This is a genomic window from Streptomyces sp. NPDC002809 (assembly GCF_040295435.1).
In the GTDB taxonomy this organism is placed as follows: Bacteria; Actinomycetota; Actinomycetes; order Streptomycetales; family Streptomycetaceae; genus Streptomyces.
Window position 1 is genome coordinate 25,179 of the sequence record NZ_JBEOVJ010000026.1, and the last position, 18,630, is coordinate 43,808.

Here is an 18,630-nt window from a genome sequence, read left to right on the forward strand (position 1 = left end):
CACGTCGGCGGGGGTGTGCGGCACGATGGGGCGCCGTCGAATCGCCCCGTCCCACCAGGAGGAACCCCGTGGCCGCCGAGCCCAAGCCGGAGATTCTCGCCGCGTTCCAGGCCGCCAAGGGCTTCATGCCGGTGGTCGAGGGACTCGCGCTGTACGCCGCCGCCGCCGAGGCGGCCGCGCTCGGTCTGCCGCTGCTGGAGGTGGGCACGTACTGCGGTCGCTCCACCATCCTGCTCGCCGACGCGGCACGTGCGGCAGGCGTGACGGCTCTCACCGTCGATCACCACCGGGGCAGCGAGGAGCAGCAGCCCGGCTGGGAGTACCACGACCCGACGGTCGTGGACCCCGAGGTGGGGCGGATGGACACGCTGCCCACGTTCCGCCGGACGCTGCACGCCGCCGGTCTTGAGGAGCACGTGGTGGCGCTCGTGGGGCGTTCGCCGCAGGTGGCGGCTGTCTGGGGCGGGCGGCTCGGCCTCGTCTTCATCGACGGCGGTCACACCGACGAGCACGCGACCGGCGACTACGAGGGCTGGGCGCCGCATGTCGCGGAGGGCGGGCTGCTGGTGATCCACGACGTGTTCCCGGACCCGGCCCACGGCGGCCAGGCCCCGTACCGGGTCCATCAGCGGGCGCTGGCTTCGGGGGCGTTCACCGAGATCTCCGTCACGGATTCACTGCGGGTGCTGCGGCGTACCGGCACAGGAATCTGAGCGCTGCCGTTCTCTGCGGCGTAGGGGCAGGGGACCCGACCGCTCCCGTGCGCTGCGGCGTACCGGGCCCGAATCCGAGCGCTCCGGTTTGCTGCGGCGTACGGGGTTGGAGCCCGAGCGCTCCGGTTCGCTGCCGCCTACCGGACCGGAATCCGAGCGCCCCCGTTTGCTGCGGCATACCGGCCCTGGGACCCGACCGCTCCCGTGCGCTGCTGCACACCCGAGCGGGAATCCGAGCGCCCCGGACACCGCGCGGGCTCCCGGATAGCATCGCCGGGTGCGTCACGACGAGAGTGTTCCCCCCACGCCCCGCCGCCCCGCCCTGTCCGCCGCCGCGGCGCTGACCGTGCTGTCCCTGGGCGTCGCCGGCTGCGGCGGCGGTGGCGCCGCGCAGGCGCAGCCCGGGAAGGGCGGTGACGCCGCCCCGTCCCCGGCTGCCGCGTCCACCGCCTCTCCGTCACCGGCGCGCACGAGCCCGACACCTTCCCCGTCCCGGCCGAGGAAGCCCGCCTCCCCCTCGCCGTCCGCTCCGGACGCCCCGTCCGGGCCGCTGTCCGGCAGGACGGTCGTCATCGACCCGGGCCACAATCCGAACAACCACCTGCACACCGCCGAGATCAACCGCCAGGTGGACATCGGGACCACGCACAAGGAGTGCGACACCACCGGCACCTCCACCAACTCCGGTTACGCGGAAGCCCGGTTCACGCTCGACGTCTCGCACCGGTTGCGGACGCTGCTCCAGGCGCAGGGCGCGAAGGTGATCCTGACGTACGACGGCGACCGGGCGTTCGGCCCGTGCGTCGACGAGCGGGCCCGGATCGGCAACAAGGCCAGGGCCGACGCGGTCGTCTCGGTCCACGCGGACGGTTCGGCGGCCGGGAACCGCGGCTTCCATGTGATTCTCCCCGCACCGGTGCGCGGCGGCGAAGCGGACACGTCGAAGATCGTGGGCCCTTCGCGCGATCTGGGCACCCGGATCGCCGGACTCTTCGTCCGCGCTACCGGAAGTGCGCCTTCCAATTACATCGGCGGCAAAACCGGCTTGGACACCCGCAAGGATCTCGGCGGACTGAATTTGTCGACCGTGCCCAAAGTCTTCATCGAATGCGGCAATATGCGTGATCCGGATGATGCCGCCCTGCTCACCAGTGCGGGTTGGCGTCAGAAGGCGGCCCAGGGCATCGCGGACGGCATCAGCAGCTACCTCAAGGGGTAGTCAAGAGGTGGTTCTGCGATGAATTCGGGAGGATGCCCGCCCAAGGACCGGGCAGGGACACAACCCGCCCGGGCAGACGATAGATTCATCCGTACGATGGGGGGCCGCTCCCGAGCTTCGCGCCGTACCGGTGGCAGCGACGACCGCCCCGACGAGACGACCGACTAAGGACCTTCACGTGAATATCCGCTCCCTCACTCGAGGCGATGGCGTGGTGATCGGAGCAGCGGTCGTGCTGTTCATCGCCTCTTTCCTCGACTACTTCGACTACGGAAGCACCAGCCTCGACGCGCCCAACTCCTGGGACTCCCTGGGTAACGCGATCGGCGTCTACATGGTCGGGGTGGTCGGTGCCGCACTGATCGTGCTGTCCCGCTCGCAGCCCCAGCCGCGCAAGGTCCTCGGCCTCGACCTCGCCGCATTCGGCGTGGCCGCCACGGTGTTCACCGCGTGGAACCTCTTCTGGACCATCATCGACCTCGGCCAGATCGACGCCGGGGCCGGCCTGATCCTCGGCCTGATCTCCTCCCTGGCACTGGCAGCCGGTGCGGTGGCCTCCCCGATGCTCCCGGCCCTCAAGGCCCCGCTGGCGGGCGCTCCGAAGCCGCAGGCCGTCCAGCCGCCGTACGGCGGCCAGCCGGGCCAGGGCTACGGCTACCCGGGTGGCCAGCAGCCGCCCTACACCGGTCAGCCCCAGCCGCAGGGCCAGGCGCCGTCGTACGGCGGTCAGCCGCAGCCCGGTCAGCCCGACCCGCAGCAGGGTCAGGCGCCTGCCCAGCAGGCCGCGCCCGCCGGTGACTTCACCCCGTTCTGGTTCGCGGTGCCGGTGGCCCGTCCGCTGTACGGCGAGGACGGTTCGCCGTCCCCGATCGCCGAACTGGCGCCGGGCACCTGGTATCTCGCGGTCGAGCAGAGCGGTCCTGGCCTCATCGCCCAGACGCAGGACGGCCGTCGTGGTGTGCTCCAGGACACCACGGGCATCCAGCGCGGCTGACGCAGCGGCACAGCACCACCGACAGCGGCCTCCCACCCCTTCCGGGCGGGGGGCCGCTGCCGTACCCTCCGACTACCTCTGATGCACCGTCAGAAACCTTGGGAGGAACCGGAATGCGGCTCGGACTCGCTCTCGGGTACTGGGGCCGCGGCCCGAACCCGGCCCATCTGGACCTCGCTCGCGCGGCGGAGGAGCTGGGATACGCGTCGGTGTGGACGGCGGAGGCCTGGGGTTCGGACGCCTTCACCCCGCTGACCTGGATCGCCGCCCACACCTCCCGCATCCGGCTGGGCACCGCCATCGCGCAGATGGCGGCCCGCACCCCGACCGCCACCGCCATGCACGCCCTGACCCTGGACCACCTCTCCGGCGGCCGGATGATGCTCGGCCTCGGGCTCTCCGGTCCGCAGGTCGTGGAGGGCTGGTACGGACGCCCGTTCCCCAGCAGCCCGCTCACCGCGACCCGCGAGTACGTCGACGTGGTCCGCCAGGTGCTGCGCCGCGAGGCGCCCGTCGCCCTGGACGGCCGGTTCCACACGCTTCCGTACAACGGCCCGGACGCCACCGGCCTCGGCAAGCCGCTGAAGCCGATCACGCATCCGCTGCGCTCCGCCCTCCCGGTGCTGCTGGGCGCGGAGGGGCCGAAGAACATCGCGCAGACCACCCGGATCGCGGACGGCTGGCTGCCGCTGTACTGGTCGCCACTGCGCACCGATGTGTACGAGGCCTCGCTGAGCGGCCTCCCCGAGGGGTTCATGATCGCGCCGATGGCCCGGGCGCACGTCTGTGACGATGTCGCGGAGGGGCTGCTGCCGGTGAAGGCGATGCTCGGCTTCTACATCGGCGGCATGGGAGCCGCGGCCCGCAACTTCCATGCGGACCTGATGGCGCGGATGGGGTACGAGGAAGAGGCGCGGCAGATCCAGCAACTGTTCCTGGAGGGGCGGAAGCAGGAGGCGGTACTGGCCGTCCCGGATGCGTTCGCCGACGAGATCTCGCTGGTCGGCCCCCGCGAACGCATCGCGGAACGGCTGGAGTTGTGGCGCAAGGGCCCGGTCACCGATCTCCTGGTGACGGCGCCGGACCCGCACACCCTGCGGGTGCTGGCGGAGCTCAACCAGTAAGCACCGCCACCGCCGCCCCTACCGCTTGGCGGCCACGAATCCCCACTGGTCGACCGGCTCGCCGACGACGGGCTCCTCGGGGCGCCACAGGCTGATCGAGCCGAAGCCCGGCTCCACCAGGTCGAGTCCGTCCGCGAAGGTCGCCATGATCTCCTTGGGCCGCGAGATGTACGGCATGGCACCGCCACTCGCGTACTCCTCGGACCCGGCCTCGGTCTCCGGGGTCCCGATGGTGTCGCACTGCATCAGGTAGCTGCCCGCGGGCAGCGCGTCCAGGTAGCTGCGGAGCAGCGCCGCGGCCTCGCCCGAGTCCGCGACGTGTCCCAGCGTCGAGAGCACCATCACCGCCACCGGCTTGTCGAGGTCCAGCGTCCGGGCGGCCTCGCGCAGCACCGTCTTCGCGTCCCTCAGGTCCGCGTGCACATAGTCCGTCTTCCCTTCGGGCCGGCTGGTCAGCAGGGCCCGCGCGTGCGCCAGGACGATCGGGTCGTGGTCCACGTACACGATGCGTGCCGTCGGCTCGACGTCCTGGGCGACCTCGTGCGTCGCGTTCGCCGTCGGCAGACCGGTGCCGAGATCCAGGAACTGATGTACCCCGGCCTCACCGGCCAGATAGCGCACCGCCCGCGCCTGGAACGCCCGGGAGGCGCGCGCTATGTCGATGATCTGCGGGTACAGCTCCTCCATCGTCGCCCCGAGCCGGCGGTCCACCTCGTAGTTGTCCTTGCCGCCCAGCCAGTAGTTCCACACCCGCGCCGAATGCGGCGTGCCCGTGTCGATTCCGTCCACCGGCGTCGGGGTGCCTTGCTCGTCAGTCATCGGCCCTCTTCAATTCGCACATCGGGTTGCGCGGACGACCCCCCGTACCGCGCATACCCATGCTGACTCACCAGCAACATCCGCACCAGCCCGGCAGGGGAAGCAACTGCCCTACGTGACAGCGGCGTCGGAAGTCGGCAGCCCAGGGCGCAGACCAGCGGTCCTTGCGTTGGACGTCCACAGGTGCCGTATTGCGGCAACCGGCTGGACAGCCATCACGACGCCACCCCCGCGCGGCTGCGGGCCGAGAGCAGCCGTAGGCCGCTGGGCCCTCAGATGACGGGCGGGCGGCCCAGCCTGGTCATCCGCCACACCGTGGCCCATCGCATGGGCCGTCGAGGGGGACACGGGGTACACACCCCCTCGGCGAACCCCGGCCCAAGCTCGAAGGCCCGCCGCCGACCGCGTGCGGACCACAGTGAGCACAGTCCAGACGCCCAGATGTCGGTAGGCCTTCGTGTGGAGAAGGAACGCGTGCCGGAAGTCGTGCGCGGGAAGCACCAAGCCGAGCGCCTGGTCCCGGGGCAGCCACCGCACGATTTCGCCTGCCGCAGGGTTGCGTGGCGTGCAGGCGTACTCGAACCGGATGTACTCCGTCGCCGGCGTTGAGATGACACGGGCCCGCTGGACGGAGACGCCACGACCAGCGCCCGGAAAGCTCGAAGCATGGTCATCGAACGCTGCGGAAAACCGCCGGCCGAACCGGGCCCCTGACGCGACGGCCGACCCGGCTGACGGCGGCTCAGGACCCCGCCCGCGCACCGGCGGGAACCCGCCCCTCCCTGGTCCAGCACAGCAGTTCGGCCGCCGTCCACGTCGTGACCACGCGTTCCGCCGGGACCCCGCACTCCTCGGCGCGGGCGCAGCCGTGGATCTGCCAGTCGAGCTGTCCGGGCGCGTGCGCGTCGGTGTCGACGGCGAACAGCGTGCCCGCGTCCACGGCTTGACGCAGCAGGCGGCGGGGCGGGTCCAGGCGCTCGGGTCTGCTGTTGATCTCCACCGCCGTGCCCGCCTCGGCGCAGGCGGCGAAGACCTCGGCCGCGTCGAAGCGGGATTCGGGGCGGCCCCTGCCGGTGAGCAGGCGGCCGGTGCAGTGGCCGAGGATGTTCGCCTGCGGGTGACGGACGGCGGCCAGGAGCCGACGGGTCATCGGGGCGGGGTCCATCCGCAGTTTGGAGTGGACGGACACGACGACGACGTCCAGCCGTTCCAGCAGCTCCTCCTCCTGGTCGAGGGAGCCGTCGAGGTGGATGTCGCACTCGATGCCGGTCAGCAGCCGGAACGGCGCCCAGCGCTCGTTGAGTTCGGCCACCACGTCGAGCTGCTGCCGCAGCCGTTCGGGCGAGAGTCCGTTCGCCACCGTCAGCCGGGGCGAGTGGTCGGTGAGCACCGCCCAGTCGTGGCCGAGCTCCGCCGCCGTACGGCCCATCTCCTCGATGGTGCTGCCGCCGTCCGACCAGTCGGAGTGCAGATGGCAGTCGCCGCGCAGCAGAGCGAGCAGGCGTTCGCCGCCCTCCGCGAGCGGGCCGCTCTCCTCGGTCTCGGTCTCCAGCCGCTCAAGGTAGGCCGGCGTCTGCCCGGCGACGGCCTCGCGGATCACCTGGGCGGTGCGGGGGCCGATGCCCTTGACCCGTTCCAGGGAGCCGTTCGTGACCCGCTGCACGGCCTCTCCGTCGTCCATCGCCGCAACGGTGCGGGCGGCTGCGCGGAAGGCCTGGACGCGGTAGGTGTCGGCCCTGCCGCGCTCCAGCAGGAAGGCGATCCGCTCCAGGGCCCGGACCGGGTCCATGGGCACCTCCTGGGGAAAGGGGCGGGCTTCCCGTCCAGCTTGGCCCAGCCCCGCCCGGCCCGCACACCGGCCGCACACCGGCCGCGTCCCGCCGTGCTACTCAGCCGAAGGAGGACCGGGCCAGCCAGAAGTCCAGCAGCTCCGCGTCGCCCAGCACCTCGACCCGGTCGCTGTCCGGGGCGAGACGGCGGTTGAAGACCAGCATCAGGTCGGTGAGCGGCCCCCGCAGGGCCACGGTCGCCTTCCCGTGCGCGCGGCGCCAGGTGAAGCCGTCCTCGCCGAACTCGATGAGCCACTCGGCGTCCGGTACGTCGGTGGCGTGCAGGTGGATGGAGCGGCCCGCCCCGCGCAGCTCCGCGGCCTCCGGGTCGCCCTCGGCCTGGGCGAAGGCGACGATCTCCAGCCACTCGTCGATCGTGTCGGCGGCCAGCTCCGGCGTCATCGTGTACGGCACCTTCGCGGCCAGGGCCGCGTCCGCCAGGTGGACGACGGTCTCGATCGCCATGCGCCGCGCCCAGAAGCCCGCGTCGCGGTCCCGGTACCAGGACCAGACCTCCGTATCCGGGCCCGCCTCCCGCAGCGCCCCGGCGGTCCCGGCCGCCCCGTCCGCCAGCCAGGCGTCGAGCACGGCGGGGTCGTCGCCGTCGGGGGTGAACGCCGGCACCTGCTCGTCCGGGAGCTCCTCGGCCGCCCGGAGGCGGACGATCTCACCGGCCCAGCGGTGGGCGCCTCCGATGTGGACGGCGAGGTCGCGCAGCGTCCACTCCGGACAGGTCGGGACGGTCGCGTCGAGGTCCGCGCCGCTGATCGCCGCCCTCAACACGTCGGTCAGCCGCACGATTTCGTCGCAGTAGCGCTCATGCGCGATGGGGGTGGTCATGCCCGCACTCTAGTGCGGGCACGGCCCTCCTCACATGCGGTTATCCGCTGAGCTGCGAGGTGGACGGCACCTTGTCCTGGACCTCGGCGCCCGCGCTCTTCCCGGCGTCCTTGATGTCGTTGATGACGCTCTCGAACGCGCCGACGTCCCCGTCGCCGAACTCACCGTTGCGGAGCTTGGTGGCCATGCCCTTGAGGGACGCGATGCCCGCGGTCAGCGGGGCGACGGCCTTCGAGAGCAGCGGGTCACCCTTGGCGTTCTCCGAGGCGGCCTTGAGCCGGTTGTAGGCGAATCCGCCCGCGAGCCCGGCCTTGACGAGTGCGAACGTCCGCCCGTCGGCGCCCTTCTTGAACTTCCCCGCGCGGTACGGCTTGACGATCCACTGGTACGTCGCGCCCGCCGCGAGCCCCGCGTTGGCGACGAACCGCGTCTTGGCGAACTTCTGCGCCTCGGCCGACGACGTACCGGACGGCGAGGCCGAACTGCTCGCGCTGCCGCCGTTGTCGTCGTCGCTCCCGCACGCGGTGGTGCTCACCAGCACGGTGCAGGACAGCAGCAGCGCCACGAGGAGTCGGCGGAGCGGTACGGAACGGGGCACGGCGGGCCTCCCTGACCGGGGACATCACGGTAGGTGCCGGGGCCCGGCACTCCCCCGTCAGGCTGGCTGCGGCGCCCCCGCCCCGCCACCCCGGGACCGCCGTCCGTGTTTCACCGGTCCGAAAACGGCAACCCGGAGTCCATGTCTTACAGACGAGGCAACGGAAGCAGTACCGCAGCACGTGTCATAGCCGTGGTGGCCGACATCATGGCTTTCATCATCGGCCTGTGGATCCTGATGTACCTGCTCGACGCCAACCGGGGCAACGACCTGGTCGACTTCGTGCGGCACACCGCCCGGTGGCTCGCAGGCTGGTCGTACGACCTGTTCACCTTCGACGCGGCATGGGCCCGGGTCGTCTGCGGATACGGCCTGGCCGCCGTCGTGTACCTCTTCATCGGTCACGCCGTGGCAGGCCGTATCCGGCGCTGAGCCTGCCGGAAGCCCGGCGGGTGCTCAGCCGCAGCAGTCCGGCTCCAGCCCCTTCGGCAGCCTCTCCCCGCTGAAGACCGCGGTGGTCGCCTCGTCCCCACCGAGCGCGGCCACCGCCAGCAGGAGTGATCCCGCGGTCCACGCGGTGTGCTCCTCTGGCCAGAACGCCCGGTTGCCCTCGAAGACGTACCCCGTCCAGTACATCCCGCCCTCGGCCCGCAGGTGCTGGATCGACTGGAGGATCTCCAGGGCCCGGTCGGATTCCCCCATCACCCAGAGTGCCAGGGCGAGTTCGCAGCTCTCGCCGCCGGTCACCCACGGGTTGGGCAGCACACAGCGCACGCCGAGGTCCGGGACGACGAAGCGGTCCCAGCCCTCCTCGATCCGCTGCTTGGCGGCCGATCCGACGAGCGCGCCGCCGAGGACCGGGTAGTACCAGTCCATCGAGTAGTGGCTCTTGTCGAGGAAGCGCTCCGGGTGGCTGCGGATCGCGTGTGCCAGCGCCCCGGTCGCCAGCTCCCAGTCGGGCTGCGGCTCCTCGCGGCTCTCGGCGAGGGCGAGCGCGCAGCGCAGGGCCTGGTGGATGGAGGAGGAACCGGTCAGCAGCGCGTCCGTCACCGGGGTGCCGTCGGCCTCCGTCTTCCAGCCGATCTGCCCGCCGGGCTGCTGGAGCCGCAGGACGAACTCGACGGCGGCGAAGACCGTCGGCCACATCCGGTCGACGAACGCGTCGTCGCCGGTGGCGAGGTAGTGGTGCCAGACGCCGACTGCCACGTAGGCGCAGAAGTTGGTCTCCAGGCCGCGGTCGGTCGGCTGCTGCGGGTCGCCGTCGTGGTAGGCCGCGTACCAGGAGCCGTCCTCGTTCTGGTTGCGGGCAAGCCACTCGTACGCGCGTTCCGCGGCGGCGTGTTCGCCGGCCGCGTCCAGGGCCATGGCTGCCTCGGTGTGGTCCCACGGGTCGAGGTGGTGGCCCCGGAACCACGGGAGCGCGCCGTCGTCGCACTGCACCGCGAGCACGGCCGCGACGGTCTCTGCGGCCTCCTCGGCGGTCAGCACTCCGGGCAGGACGAGGTGTTCGGTCCGCTCGGGAAGACTCACGCCTCGGCCTTGGCGGAGTCGTCGGTCCGCACGGGAGCCTCGGCGGCCGCGGCGGCGGGCAGGTGCGGCTTGGTCGCGTAGGCCACGAAGCTCTTGCCGACGACCGGGTTGAGCAGCTGCTCGGCGACCCGGGTGGCCATCGGCTTCTTCATGATGTCCCAGACGAGCAGCTTGTGGTACGCCCGCACCGGCAGCGCCTTGTCGTTGTCGACGCCGAAGGCGCACTTGAGCCACCAGTAGGGCGAGTGCAGGGCGTGGGCGTGGTGGGTGCCGTACGGCTTGAGGCCGGCGCCGCGGATCCTGCCCAGCAGCTCGTCGGCCTTGTAGATGCGGATGTGACCGCCCTCGACCTCGTGGTACGCGTCGGAGAGCGTCCAGCAGACCTTCTCGGGGCCGTAACGCGGCACGGTGATCGCGATCCGGCCGCCGGGTTTCAGGACCCGGACCATCTCGGCGAGCACGCCCTTGTCGTCGGGGATGTGCTCCATGACCTCGGAGATGATCACGACGTCGAAGGACTCATCGGGGAACGGCAGGTTGAGCGCGTCGCCCTCCATCGCGGTGGCGGTGGCTCCCTCAGGAGCCTCCCCGGCCTCCTTCATCGCGGCGAACCACTTCGCGACCTCGCGGATCTCCTCGCCGTTCTGGTCGAGAGCCACGACCTGGGCGCCGCGCCGGTAGCACTCGAAGGCGTGGCGTCCGGCGCCGCAGCCCAGGTCGAGCACTCGGTCGCCTGCGGCGAGCGGGAAGCGGGTGAAGTCCACGGTCAGCACGAATGCCTGCTTTCGCGGTCGAGGGGGTCGGAAGAGGGAGTCGGGAGAGGGAGGAGGGAGGTCAGGGGGCCGGGAAGCGGGGTGTCACCGTCGGCCGCCGGGGCCGGTGGCGGCGCGGGCCGCGATCGCCTCCCGGTACAGCGCGGCGGTGCCGATCGCGGCCTGTTTCCAGGTGAACCGGGCGAGGACCCGTGCGCGCCCCGCGGCCCCGAGCCGGGCGCGCAGCTCCGGGTCGCCCAGCAGCCGGCCGAGCGCGTCGGCCAGGGCCCCGGCGTCGGCCGGCGGGACCGCCAGACAGGTCTCGCCGTCCGCTCCGGCGACCTCGGGGATCGCACCGCCGGTGGTCGCGACGAGCGGGGTCCCGGTGGCCATGGCCTCGGCGGCGGGCAGCGAGAAGCCCTCGTACAGCGAGGGGACGCAGGCGATCTGGGCGCTGCGCACCAGGTCGACGAGTTCGGTGTCGCTGATGCCCTTGACGAACTCGACGGCGTCCGCGAGTCCGTGCCGCTCGATGGCCTGGGCGACCGGCCCGTCCTCGGCACGGCGGCCGACGACCACGAGGTGTGCCGCGGGGTTGTCGGTACGGAGCTTGGCGAGCGCCTCGACGAGGTGGACGAGGCCCTTGAGCGGGACGTCGGCGCTGGAGGTGGTGACGATCCGGCCCGGCACCTCGGCGACGGCGGGATCGGGCGACCACAGGTCGGTGTCGGCGCCGATGTGCACGACGCGGACGCGGTTCGGGCGCACGCCCAGGTGGTCGACGATCTCCTGCTTGGAGGAGCCGGAGACGGTGAGTACCGACGGCAGCTTCCGCGCGACCCGCTTCTGCATGCGGGTGAAGGCGTACCAGCGGCGTACGGAGGCGCGGCGGCGGCGGGTCGGGGCTGCGTCCAGGTCGAGCTGACGGTCGACGGTGATGGGGTGGTGGATCGTGGTGACGAGCGGGGCGCCGAGGTCGGCGAGGAGCCCGTAGCCGAGCGTCTGGTTGTCGTGGATGACGTCGAACTCGCCGCGCCTGGCGACGAGATGGCGCCGGGCGCGCAGGCTGAAGGTGAGCGGTTCGGGGAAGCCGCCGGTCCACATGGTGGCGACCTCGGTGGCGTCGATCCAGTCCCGGTACTCGCCGCGCTTCGGGGTGCGGAACGGGTCGGGCTGCCGGTAGAGGTCCAGGCTCGGCAGCTCGGTGAGCGGTACGCCCTCGTCGAGTACGGGGTAGGGCTGGGCGCCGATCACCTCGACGCTGTGGCCGAGGCGGGCGAGCTCCCGGGCGAGGTGGCGTACGTAGACGCCCTGGCCGCCGCAGAAGGGGTTGCCCTTGTAGGTGAGGAGCGCGATGCGCAGGGGCCTGTCACCGGCGGCGCCCGCGTCCGTGTCCGACGTGGCGGCGCCCGCACGGGGGCCCGACTCTATGGCCTCAGCGGTCACACTCGGCCCCCTTCTCACTGCGTGTTCGCCGGAGCGTAACCGCTCACGCTAATCTAGAACAAGTTTCAGACTGGATCGTTCAATGAGCTACGAATCTACCGGCAGGTAGCAACGGTGCAACGGCCGGATCAGGTGATTCGCGCCACGGCACACACCCTGGCATGCTGTGCGCCGCCGGACCGGCCGCCGCAGCCTCGCGGTCGCGGACAGAAGCCTCGGGATGGGACACATGACAGCGGAAGCCAGACCGGCATCGCCGCCCCTGACGGAACGCCAGGAGGCCCGCCGCCGCCGCATCCTGCACGCCAGCGCCCAGCTCGCCAGCAGGGGCGGTTTCGAGGCCGTCCAGATGCGCGAGGTGGCAGAGGCCGCCGGGGTGGCCCTGGGCACCCTGTACCGCTACTTCCCCTCCAAGGTCCATCTGCTGGTCGCCACCATGCAGGACCAGCTCCAGCACATGCACGGGACGCTCCGCAAACGGCCCCCGACCGGGAACGACGCGGCAGAGCGGGTCGCCGACACCCTGATGCGGGCGTTCCGCGCGATGCAGCGCGAACCGCATCTGGCGGACGCGATGGTACGTGCGCTGACCTTCGCGGACCGCAGCGTGAGCCCCGAGGTGGACACGGTCTCGCGGCTCACGACGGCGATCATCCTGGACGCGATGGGGCTCGAACGCCCGACGCCCGAGCAGCTCTCGGCCGTCCGGGTCATCGAGCACACCTGGCACTCGGCACTGATCACCTGGCTGTCGGGCCGGGCGTCGATCGCCCAGGTGAAGATAGACATCGAGACGGTGTGCCGGCTGATCGACCTGACCGCGGAGGAACCGGCCGGCTGAGCGCCCGGGCCGGCCCTGCCTATGGACCGCGCCCACATGCCCCCGGGGTCAGGTGGGGCGCCCTGCACCATATCGACGACGGCACGGTGTTCATACGGTTCGGCGACATCACAGGAACACGCCGAGGAGCCGGTCACCATGCGTCGCAGAGCCAGCAGAGCCAGCACAGTCAGCAGGGCCGGCACGGTCGGCAGCCGCCCCGCCCCGCACAGGTCCCTGTCCACCGTCGCCGTCCTGGCCGCCGCCGGTCTCCTGCTGACCGGCTGCACCGCCGCCGGCACGGCGGGCGACTCCGGCTCCGACGGGTCCGGGAAGACGGCCGCGGACGCGCCCGTGAAGGTCGGCCTGGTCTACTCCCGCACCGGACTGCTCGCGGACTACGGCAAGCAGTACCGCGACGGCTTCATGGCCGGCCTGGACTACGCGACGAAGGGCACCGGCAAGGTCGCGGGCCACCGCATAGAGGTCACCGAGCAGGACGACGCGGGCGACCCGGGCAAGGCCGTCTCCGCCGCGAAGAACCTGATCGGCAAGGGCTACAAGGTGCTGGCCGGCACCACCGACTCCGGTGTCGCGCTCCAGATGGCGCCGCTCGCCGCGCAGAACAAGGTGCTGTACGTCAGCGGCCCCGCGGCCACCGACGCGGTGACCGGCATCAACCACTACACGTTCCGCTCGGGCCGCCAGTCCTACCAGGACATCCTGACTGCGGGCACGATGCTCGGCGACGCCGAGGGCAAGAAGGTCACGGTCCTCGCCCAGGACTCCACCTTCGGCCAGGCCAACGTCGCCGCCGTGAAGGCGGTGCTCGGCGCGAAGGGCGCGAAGGTGGGCTCCGTGCTGGCGCCGCCGAGCGCGACGGACCTGACCCCGTTCGCCCGCCAGGTCAAGGCGGGCGGGCCGGATCTGGTCTTCGTCGCCTGGGCCGGTTCCACCGCCCCCGCACTGTGGACCGCGCTGGACCAGCAGGGCGTGCTGGGCGCGGGCAAGGTCGTCACCGGGCTCGCCGGGACCGCCTCGTACCCGGTCTTCGGGGCGGCCGGGTCCAAGGTGTCGTTCCTGGCGCACTACTTCCCGGGCGCGGGCGGCGGCAACGCCGTGGAGAAGGCGATGCTGGACTCGGTGGCGAAGGCGGGCGGCACGCCCGACCTGTTCACCCCGGACGGCTTCACCGCGGCCCAGATGGTCGTGCGCGCCGTCGCCGAGGGCAGCGCCACCGACCCGGACGCGATGGTGAAGGCCCTGGAGGGCTGGACCTTCGACGGGGCCAAGGGCGAGCAGCAGGTCCGGGCGGCGGACCACGCACTGCTGCAGCCGATGTTCGTGGCCCGGCTGACCGGCAAGGGCGCCGCCGCGAAGCCGGAGCTCCTGGACACCGAGGCGATGAACACCGTGGCACCGCCCGCGAAGCCCTCGGCGGGCTGAACCGTGACCGCACCCCACACCATCGGGCACCGGGACGGCGGCCCGGCGGGCCCGTCGGACTCCGTGCTCCGGCTGGACGGGCTCGGCTGGAGCGTCGGCGGCGCGACCATCGTCCAGGACATCACCCTGAGCGTCCGCGAGGGCGAGTTCCTCGCCTTCATCGGCCCCAACGGGGCAGGCAAGACGTCCCTGTTCAACCTGATCAGCGGGCTGACGCTGCCCACCGCGGGCACGATCGAGCTGGACGGCGCGGACGTGACGGACCGGCCCGCACACGTCCGGGCCCGGCGCGGCATCGGCCGGACGTTCCAGACGTCGAGCCTGTGGCCCGCGATGACTGTCGCCGACCACGTCCGGCTGGCCGCGCAGGCCGCCCGGGGCGGCTCGTACCGCCTCTGGCGGCGCGCCGACCCGTACACCGCCGAGGTGACCGGCGTCCTGGAACGCACCGGTCTCGGACACCGGGCCGGGGCGACGGCCGCCGAGCTGTCGCACGGCGAGAAGCGGAAGCTGGAGCTCGCCGTGCTGCTGGTGGGCGAGCCCCGGCTGATGCTGCTCGACGAGCCGATGGCCGGGGTGAGCGCCGAGGAGGTCCCGGCGCTGACCGAACTGATCCGCACCCTGCACCGGGAGGAGGGGCGCACCGTCCTCATGGTCGAGCACCACATGGACGTCCTGCTGGGCCTCGCGGACCGGCTCGCCGTGATGCACCACGGCCGGCTGCTCGCCCTGGACACGCCCGAGGCCGTGACGGCCGATCCGACCGTGCAGCAGGCCTACCTCGGGGAGGGGCTGTGACTGAGCAACCCCTGCTCGCGGTAAGGGACTTGCGGGTCCTGATCGGCGGCCGCCACATCCTGCACGGCGTGGACCTGGAGGTCGCCGGCCACGGCGTGACCGCGCTGCTCGGCCGCAACGGGGCCGGCAAGACCACGACCGTACGCGGCGTTCTCGGCCTCGTCCCGCGCAGCGGCAGCGTCCGCCTCGACGGTGAGGAGACCGTGACCCTGCCCACGCACGCGCTGGTCCGGCGCGGGATCGGCTACGCCCCCGAGGACCGCGGCGTCTTCGCCGGGCTGACGGTCGCGGAGAACCTGCGGCTGGCGGAGCGGCGCGGCGCGGGCGAACCCGCATACGCGCTGGTCCATGAACTCTTTCCCGAACTCAAGCAACGTGCCCGGCAGTTGGCCGGGACACTGTCCGGCGGGCAGCAGCAGATGGTCGCCATCGGCCGCACCCTGCTCAACGCCAACCGGCTGATCATCGCGGACGAACCCACCAAGGGCCTGGCGCCGAAGGTGGTCACCGAGGTCGCGCAGGTGCTGGAGCGGGCCGCCGAGGCCGTGCCGGTGCTGCTCGTGGAGCAGAACCTCGCCGTCGTACGGCGCCTCGCCGCGCACTGTGTGGTGCTGGCCGACGGCCGGACCGCCCACCGGGGGCCGGCGGCCGGGCTGCTCGGCGACGCGGAGGCGGCCCGCAGGCTGCTCGGCGTGGGCCACGGCCCGCTGACCCCACACACCGCGGAGGCGGATTCCTGATGTCCACCCTCGTCCTGCTCACCATGACCGGACTCGGTCTGGGAGCCCTCTACTTCCTCATCGCGTCCGGACTCTCGCTGATCTTCGGCCTGATGGACGTCCTCAACTTCGCGCACGGGGCGCTGCTCTCCATCGGCGCGTACGGCACCTGGTGGGCGGCGTCCGGGAACCTGCCCGGCGCGGGGCCCGGCGGTGCCGGCTTCGTCCTCGCGGTCCTCTTCGGTACGGCGGTGGGCGCCGCGGCAGCCGTGCTCCTGGAACTCGCCGTCGTCCGCCCGCTCTACACCCGGCCGCGCGAGCAGGTGCTCGCGACGGTCGGGGTGGGGCTCGCCGTCCCGGCGCTGCTGTCGGGCATCTGGGGCCCGGACGCCCGGACCTTCCCGGGGCCCGAGGCCCTGTCCGGCACCTTCGGGCTGCTGGGCGCGCAGGTCCCCGTCAACCGCCTCGTCCTGGTCGCGGCGGCGGTCGTGGTCCTGGTGGCGCTGCGGCTGTTCCTGGGCCGGACCCGGCACGGTCTCGTCGTACGGGCGGGGGTCGAGGACCGGGCGATGGTCACCGCGCTCGGTGTCGACGTCCGCAGGGCGTTCACGCTCGTCTTCGCGATCGGCGGCTGCGCCGCCGCGCTCGGCGGGGCGCTCGGCGGGCTGTACTTCGGCTCGGTCGACCCCCGCCAGGGCACCTCGCTGCTCATCTTCGCGTTCGTCGTCGTGGTCACCGGCGGCATGGGTTCGGTGACCGGCGCCGCCGTGGCGTCCGTCGTCATCGGCCTGGTCCAGCAGTTCGCCAACTACTACACCGCGGCGGGCCTCGGCGATCTGGCGGTCGTCGTCCTGCTCGCCGCGCTGCTGCTGATCCGCCCGCGCGGACTGACGGGGAGGCTCGCGTGAGCACCGCCACCGAGACACACGAGCGCACCGGCGGCCCCGCGGCCGCGCCCCTGACGTCCGGCCGTCCCCGGCTGCTGCGCTGGTGGCCCGCCGCCGTGCTGCTGGTCCTGGCCGTGGCACCGTTCAGCGCCGTCCCCGTGCCGGGCCTGCTGGACGGCCCGCTCGGCAGCGCCGGCAGCCTCCAGCTTCTCGCCACCTGCCTGCTGTTCGGCGCCCTGGCCACGGGCTACGACCTGCTGCTCGGGCGCACCGGACTGCTCTCGTTCGGCCACGCCCTGTACTTCGCGGCCGGGAGCTACGCCACGAACACGTTTCTGCTGGAGGCGGGACTGCCCTTCGGCCTCGCCGCGGTACTCGGCCTCCTCTTCGGGATCGCGCTGGCCGTGGTCCTGGGTTCGGTGAGCCTGCGCGTCACCGGCATCGGGTTCTCCATGGTGACGCTCGCCTTCGCCCAGGCGGGCTCGATCCTGGTGTCCCGCAACCCCGGTGGGGTCACCGGCGGTGAGGAGGGCCGGGCGGCCCCGGCCGATCTGCTCCCCTCCTGGCTCGTCGGCATCGACAACACGGCGAACCTCTACTGGATCGCGCTCGCCTACCTCGTCCTGACCCTGTCCGTCGTCGCCTGGGCGGTCCGCTCCCCCACCGGGCGTGTCTGGGAGGGCATCAAGGAGAACGAGCGCCGGGTGGAGGTGCTGGGCCTGAAACCGTACGGATTCAAGCTGACGGCCTTCGTCGTCGCGGGCGCGCTCGCCGCGCTCGGCGGCATCGTGCACCTGCTCCTGACCGGTGGCTCCACGCCCCAGACCACCACCTCCGACTTCACGCTGTCCCTCCTGGTGATGGTGGTGCTGGGCGGCTCGGGGACCCGCTGGGGTCCCATGGTCGGCGGCATCCTCTACACCTGGGCGGACCACCGGCTCGGCGACCTGGCCGGTTCGGGCGCTGTCGCCGGCCTGCCCGCGGTGCTCCGTGTCCCGCTCTCCCAGCCGCTGTTCCTGCTGGGCGTGCTGTTCGTGGCCGTGGTACATCTGCTGCCGGGCGGCCTGGCCCGGCTGCCGTCCAGGCTGGCGGCACTGCGCCGCGGCCCGGTGGAGGGGCTCCCGTCCCGGAAGGAGAACGGATAGCCGTGATTCCGTACGAAGAGATCGAAGTCCCGGTGCGCGGAGGCACGTTGGCTGCCGTGCGCTGGCCGGCGAGCAGTCCGGACGCGCCGACGGTGGTGGCGCTGCACGGCATCACGGCCAACGCGCTCTCCTGGGGCCCGGTGGCCCGGCTGCTGGCCGGCCGCGTCACGCTGATCGCCCCGGATCTGCGGGGCAGAGCGGGGAGTTCGCGTCTCCCGGGCCCGTACGGCATCGCCACGCACACGGACGACGCGGCCGCTCTGACCGAGGCCCTGGGCCTGGACCGGGTGGTACTGGCGGGCCATTCGATGGGTGCGTTCGTGGCCGCGCTGGCCGCGGTGCGGCACCCGGACCGCTTCGGCCCGCTGCTGCTCGTCGACGGCGGCGTCGGCTTCCCCGCGCCCACGCATCTGACGCCCGACGAGCTGCTGACGGCGGTGATCGGCCCGGCGATGGACCGGCTGTCGATGACCTTCACGGACCGGGCCGCCTACCGCTCCTTCTGGCAGGCGCACCCGGCGTTCGCCGGTGATGCCTGGTCGGACGAGGTGGACGCGTACATCCAGCGCGATCTGACGGGCGAGGAGCCGGCCCTGCGCTCGACGTGCCGGATCGAGGCGATCCGCACGGACGGCGTCGGCCTGTTCGACGAGGAGGTGCTCTCGGCGGTACGGAAGCTGCCCGCCGAGGCGACACTGCTGTGGGCGGCGCGCGGCCTGATGGACGAGGAGCAGGGGCTGTACGACGAGAGCCGGCTGGCGGCGGCGGATCTGGGCGGGACCCGGGTGGAGCCGCTGGCGGTGAAGGACGTGAACCACTACACGGTGCTCACGGGCGACCGGGGTGCCCGGGAGGTCGCCGACCGGATGGTGGCGTACGCGCGGCAGGGCGCCTGACGGCGGGCCGAGCCCGCCGGAGCGTCTGACGGTGGGCCGGGACCGGCGGTTGTCT

Annotated in this window: 19 protein-coding genes and 2 pseudogenes; 12 read left to right on the plus strand and 9 right to left on the minus strand. The window is 72.4% G+C overall.

The window, feature by feature from the left end; all coding sequences use genetic code 11:
* Positions 1-68 precede the first annotated feature (68 nt).
* The 4 genes from ABT025_RS17625 to ABT025_RS17640 all read left to right on the plus strand — a co-directional run bounded on the left by ABT025_RS17625 (position 69) and on the right by ABT025_RS17640 (position 4,050).
* Positions 69-713, plus strand: a complete 645-nt coding sequence (locus tag ABT025_RS17625; protein ID WP_502971969.1) for a class I SAM-dependent methyltransferase — start codon at positions 69-71, stop codon at positions 711-713.
* Positions 714-990: 277 nt separating this feature from the next.
* The gene (locus tag ABT025_RS17630; RefSeq protein WP_350994899.1) at positions 991-1,932 is read left to right on the plus strand and encodes an N-acetylmuramoyl-L-alanine amidase; all 942 of its coding nucleotides are present in this window, start codon (positions 991-993) and stop codon (positions 1,930-1,932) included.
* A gap of 211 nt (positions 1,933-2,143) precedes the next feature.
* Positions 2,144-2,926, plus strand: a complete 783-nt coding sequence (locus ABT025_RS17635; protein WP_350994901.1) for a hypothetical protein — start codon at positions 2,144-2,146, stop codon at positions 2,924-2,926.
* A 113-nt stretch (positions 2,927-3,039) separates the two neighbouring features.
* A complete protein-coding gene (locus ABT025_RS17640; RefSeq protein ID WP_350994903.1) occupies positions 3,040-4,050 on the plus strand; it encodes an LLM class F420-dependent oxidoreductase in 1,011 nt (336 codons plus the stop codon).
* 18 nt (positions 4,051-4,068) lie between these two features.
* Here the strand turns inward: ABT025_RS17640 and ABT025_RS17645 are convergent, their stop codons facing one another.
* From ABT025_RS17645 to ABT025_RS17670, 6 genes and pseudogenes are all read right to left on the minus strand, one after another.
* Positions 4,069-4,869 carry an SAM-dependent methyltransferase gene (locus ABT025_RS17645; RefSeq protein WP_350994905.1) on the minus strand — a complete coding sequence of 267 codons (801 nt, stop codon included), beginning with the start codon at positions 4,867-4,869 and terminating at the stop codon, positions 4,069-4,071.
* 272 nt (positions 4,870-5,141) lie between these two features.
* Positions 5,142-5,313: pseudogene (locus ABT025_RS17650) on the minus strand (glycosyltransferase family 2 protein); the annotation flags it as partial.
* Positions 5,314-5,409: 96 nt separating this feature from the next.
* A pseudogene (locus ABT025_RS39515) lies at positions 5,410-5,631 on the minus strand (DUF6879 family protein); the annotation flags it as partial.
* Complete coding sequence (locus ABT025_RS17660) at positions 5,612-6,658, minus strand: PHP domain-containing protein (RefSeq protein ID WP_350994907.1); 1,047 nt, start codon at positions 6,656-6,658, stop codon at positions 5,612-5,614. The gene ABT025_RS17660 and the pseudogene ABT025_RS39515, both read right to left, overlap by 20 nt.
* Positions 6,659-6,758: 100 nt before the next feature.
* Positions 6,759-7,538 carry a maleylpyruvate isomerase family mycothiol-dependent enzyme gene (locus ABT025_RS17665; protein ID WP_350994909.1) on the minus strand — a complete coding sequence of 260 codons (780 nt, stop codon included), beginning with the start codon at positions 7,536-7,538 and terminating at the stop codon, positions 6,759-6,761.
* Between the two features lie 40 nt (positions 7,539-7,578).
* Complete coding sequence (locus tag ABT025_RS17670) at positions 7,579-8,136, minus strand: hypothetical protein (protein WP_350994911.1); 558 nt, start codon at positions 8,134-8,136, stop codon at positions 7,579-7,581.
* Positions 8,137-8,277: 141 nt separating this feature from the next.
* Between ABT025_RS17670 and ABT025_RS17675 the strand changes: the two genes are divergently transcribed.
* On the plus strand, positions 8,278-8,568 hold the full coding sequence (locus tag ABT025_RS17675) for a hypothetical protein (protein ID WP_350994913.1): 291 nt from the start codon (positions 8,278-8,280) through the stop codon (positions 8,566-8,568).
* Positions 8,569-8,592: 24 nt separating this feature from the next.
* On the opposite strand, the gene ABT025_RS17680 is transcribed toward ABT025_RS17675, so the two are convergent.
* The 3 genes from ABT025_RS17680 to ABT025_RS17690 form a co-directional block, all read right to left on the minus strand.
* Complete coding sequence (locus tag ABT025_RS17680; RefSeq protein ID WP_350994915.1) at positions 8,593-9,666, minus strand: prenyltransferase/squalene oxidase repeat-containing protein; 1,074 nt, start codon at positions 9,664-9,666, stop codon at positions 8,593-8,595.
* Entirely contained in the window at positions 9,663-10,439 is a 777-nt protein-coding gene (locus ABT025_RS17685; RefSeq protein ID WP_350994917.1) for a class I SAM-dependent methyltransferase, read from the minus strand. Before ABT025_RS17685 ends, ABT025_RS17680 begins: the two co-directional genes overlap by 4 nt.
* A gap of 84 nt (positions 10,440-10,523) precedes the next feature.
* Complete coding sequence (locus ABT025_RS17690) at positions 10,524-11,864, minus strand: glycosyltransferase family 4 protein (RefSeq protein WP_350994919.1); 1,341 nt, start codon at positions 11,862-11,864, stop codon at positions 10,524-10,526.
* Between the two features lie 229 nt (positions 11,865-12,093).
* On the opposite strand from ABT025_RS17690, the gene ABT025_RS17695 reads away from it, so the two are divergent.
* The 7 genes from ABT025_RS17695 (at position 12,094) to ABT025_RS17725 (ending at position 18,575) form a co-directional block, all read left to right on the plus strand.
* Entirely contained in the window at positions 12,094-12,705 is a 612-nt protein-coding gene (locus ABT025_RS17695) for a TetR family transcriptional regulator (RefSeq protein ID WP_350994921.1), read from the plus strand.
* Between the two features lie 138 nt (positions 12,706-12,843).
* Positions 12,844-14,130, plus strand: coding sequence for a substrate-binding domain-containing protein (locus ABT025_RS17700; RefSeq protein ID WP_350994923.1), 1,287 nt, complete (start codon positions 12,844-12,846; stop codon positions 14,128-14,130).
* 3 nt (positions 14,131-14,133) lie between these two features.
* Entirely contained in the window at positions 14,134-14,928 is a 795-nt protein-coding gene (locus tag ABT025_RS17705) for an ABC transporter ATP-binding protein (RefSeq protein ID WP_350994925.1), read from the plus strand.
* Complete coding sequence (locus tag ABT025_RS17710) at positions 14,925-15,668, plus strand: ABC transporter ATP-binding protein (protein ID WP_350994927.1); 744 nt, start codon at positions 14,925-14,927, stop codon at positions 15,666-15,668. Before ABT025_RS17705 ends, ABT025_RS17710 begins: the two co-directional genes overlap by 4 nt.
* Positions 15,668-16,555: a branched-chain amino acid ABC transporter permease gene (locus tag ABT025_RS17715; protein ID WP_350994929.1), complete on the plus strand. Its 888-nt coding sequence runs from the start codon at positions 15,668-15,670 to the stop codon at positions 16,553-16,555. The genes ABT025_RS17710 and ABT025_RS17715 overlap by 1 nt, the downstream gene beginning before the upstream one ends.
* Positions 16,552-17,679 (plus strand): branched-chain amino acid ABC transporter permease, encoded by a 1,128-nt coding sequence (locus tag ABT025_RS17720; RefSeq protein ID WP_350994931.1) that lies wholly within the window; start codon positions 16,552-16,554, stop codon positions 17,677-17,679. The genes ABT025_RS17715 and ABT025_RS17720 overlap by 4 nt, the downstream gene beginning before the upstream one ends.
* A 2-nt stretch (positions 17,680-17,681) precedes the next feature.
* On the plus strand, positions 17,682-18,575 hold the full coding sequence (locus ABT025_RS17725) for an alpha/beta fold hydrolase (RefSeq protein ID WP_350994933.1): 894 nt from the start codon (positions 17,682-17,684) through the stop codon (positions 18,573-18,575).
* The last annotated feature ends 55 nt before the right edge of the window (positions 18,576-18,630 follow it).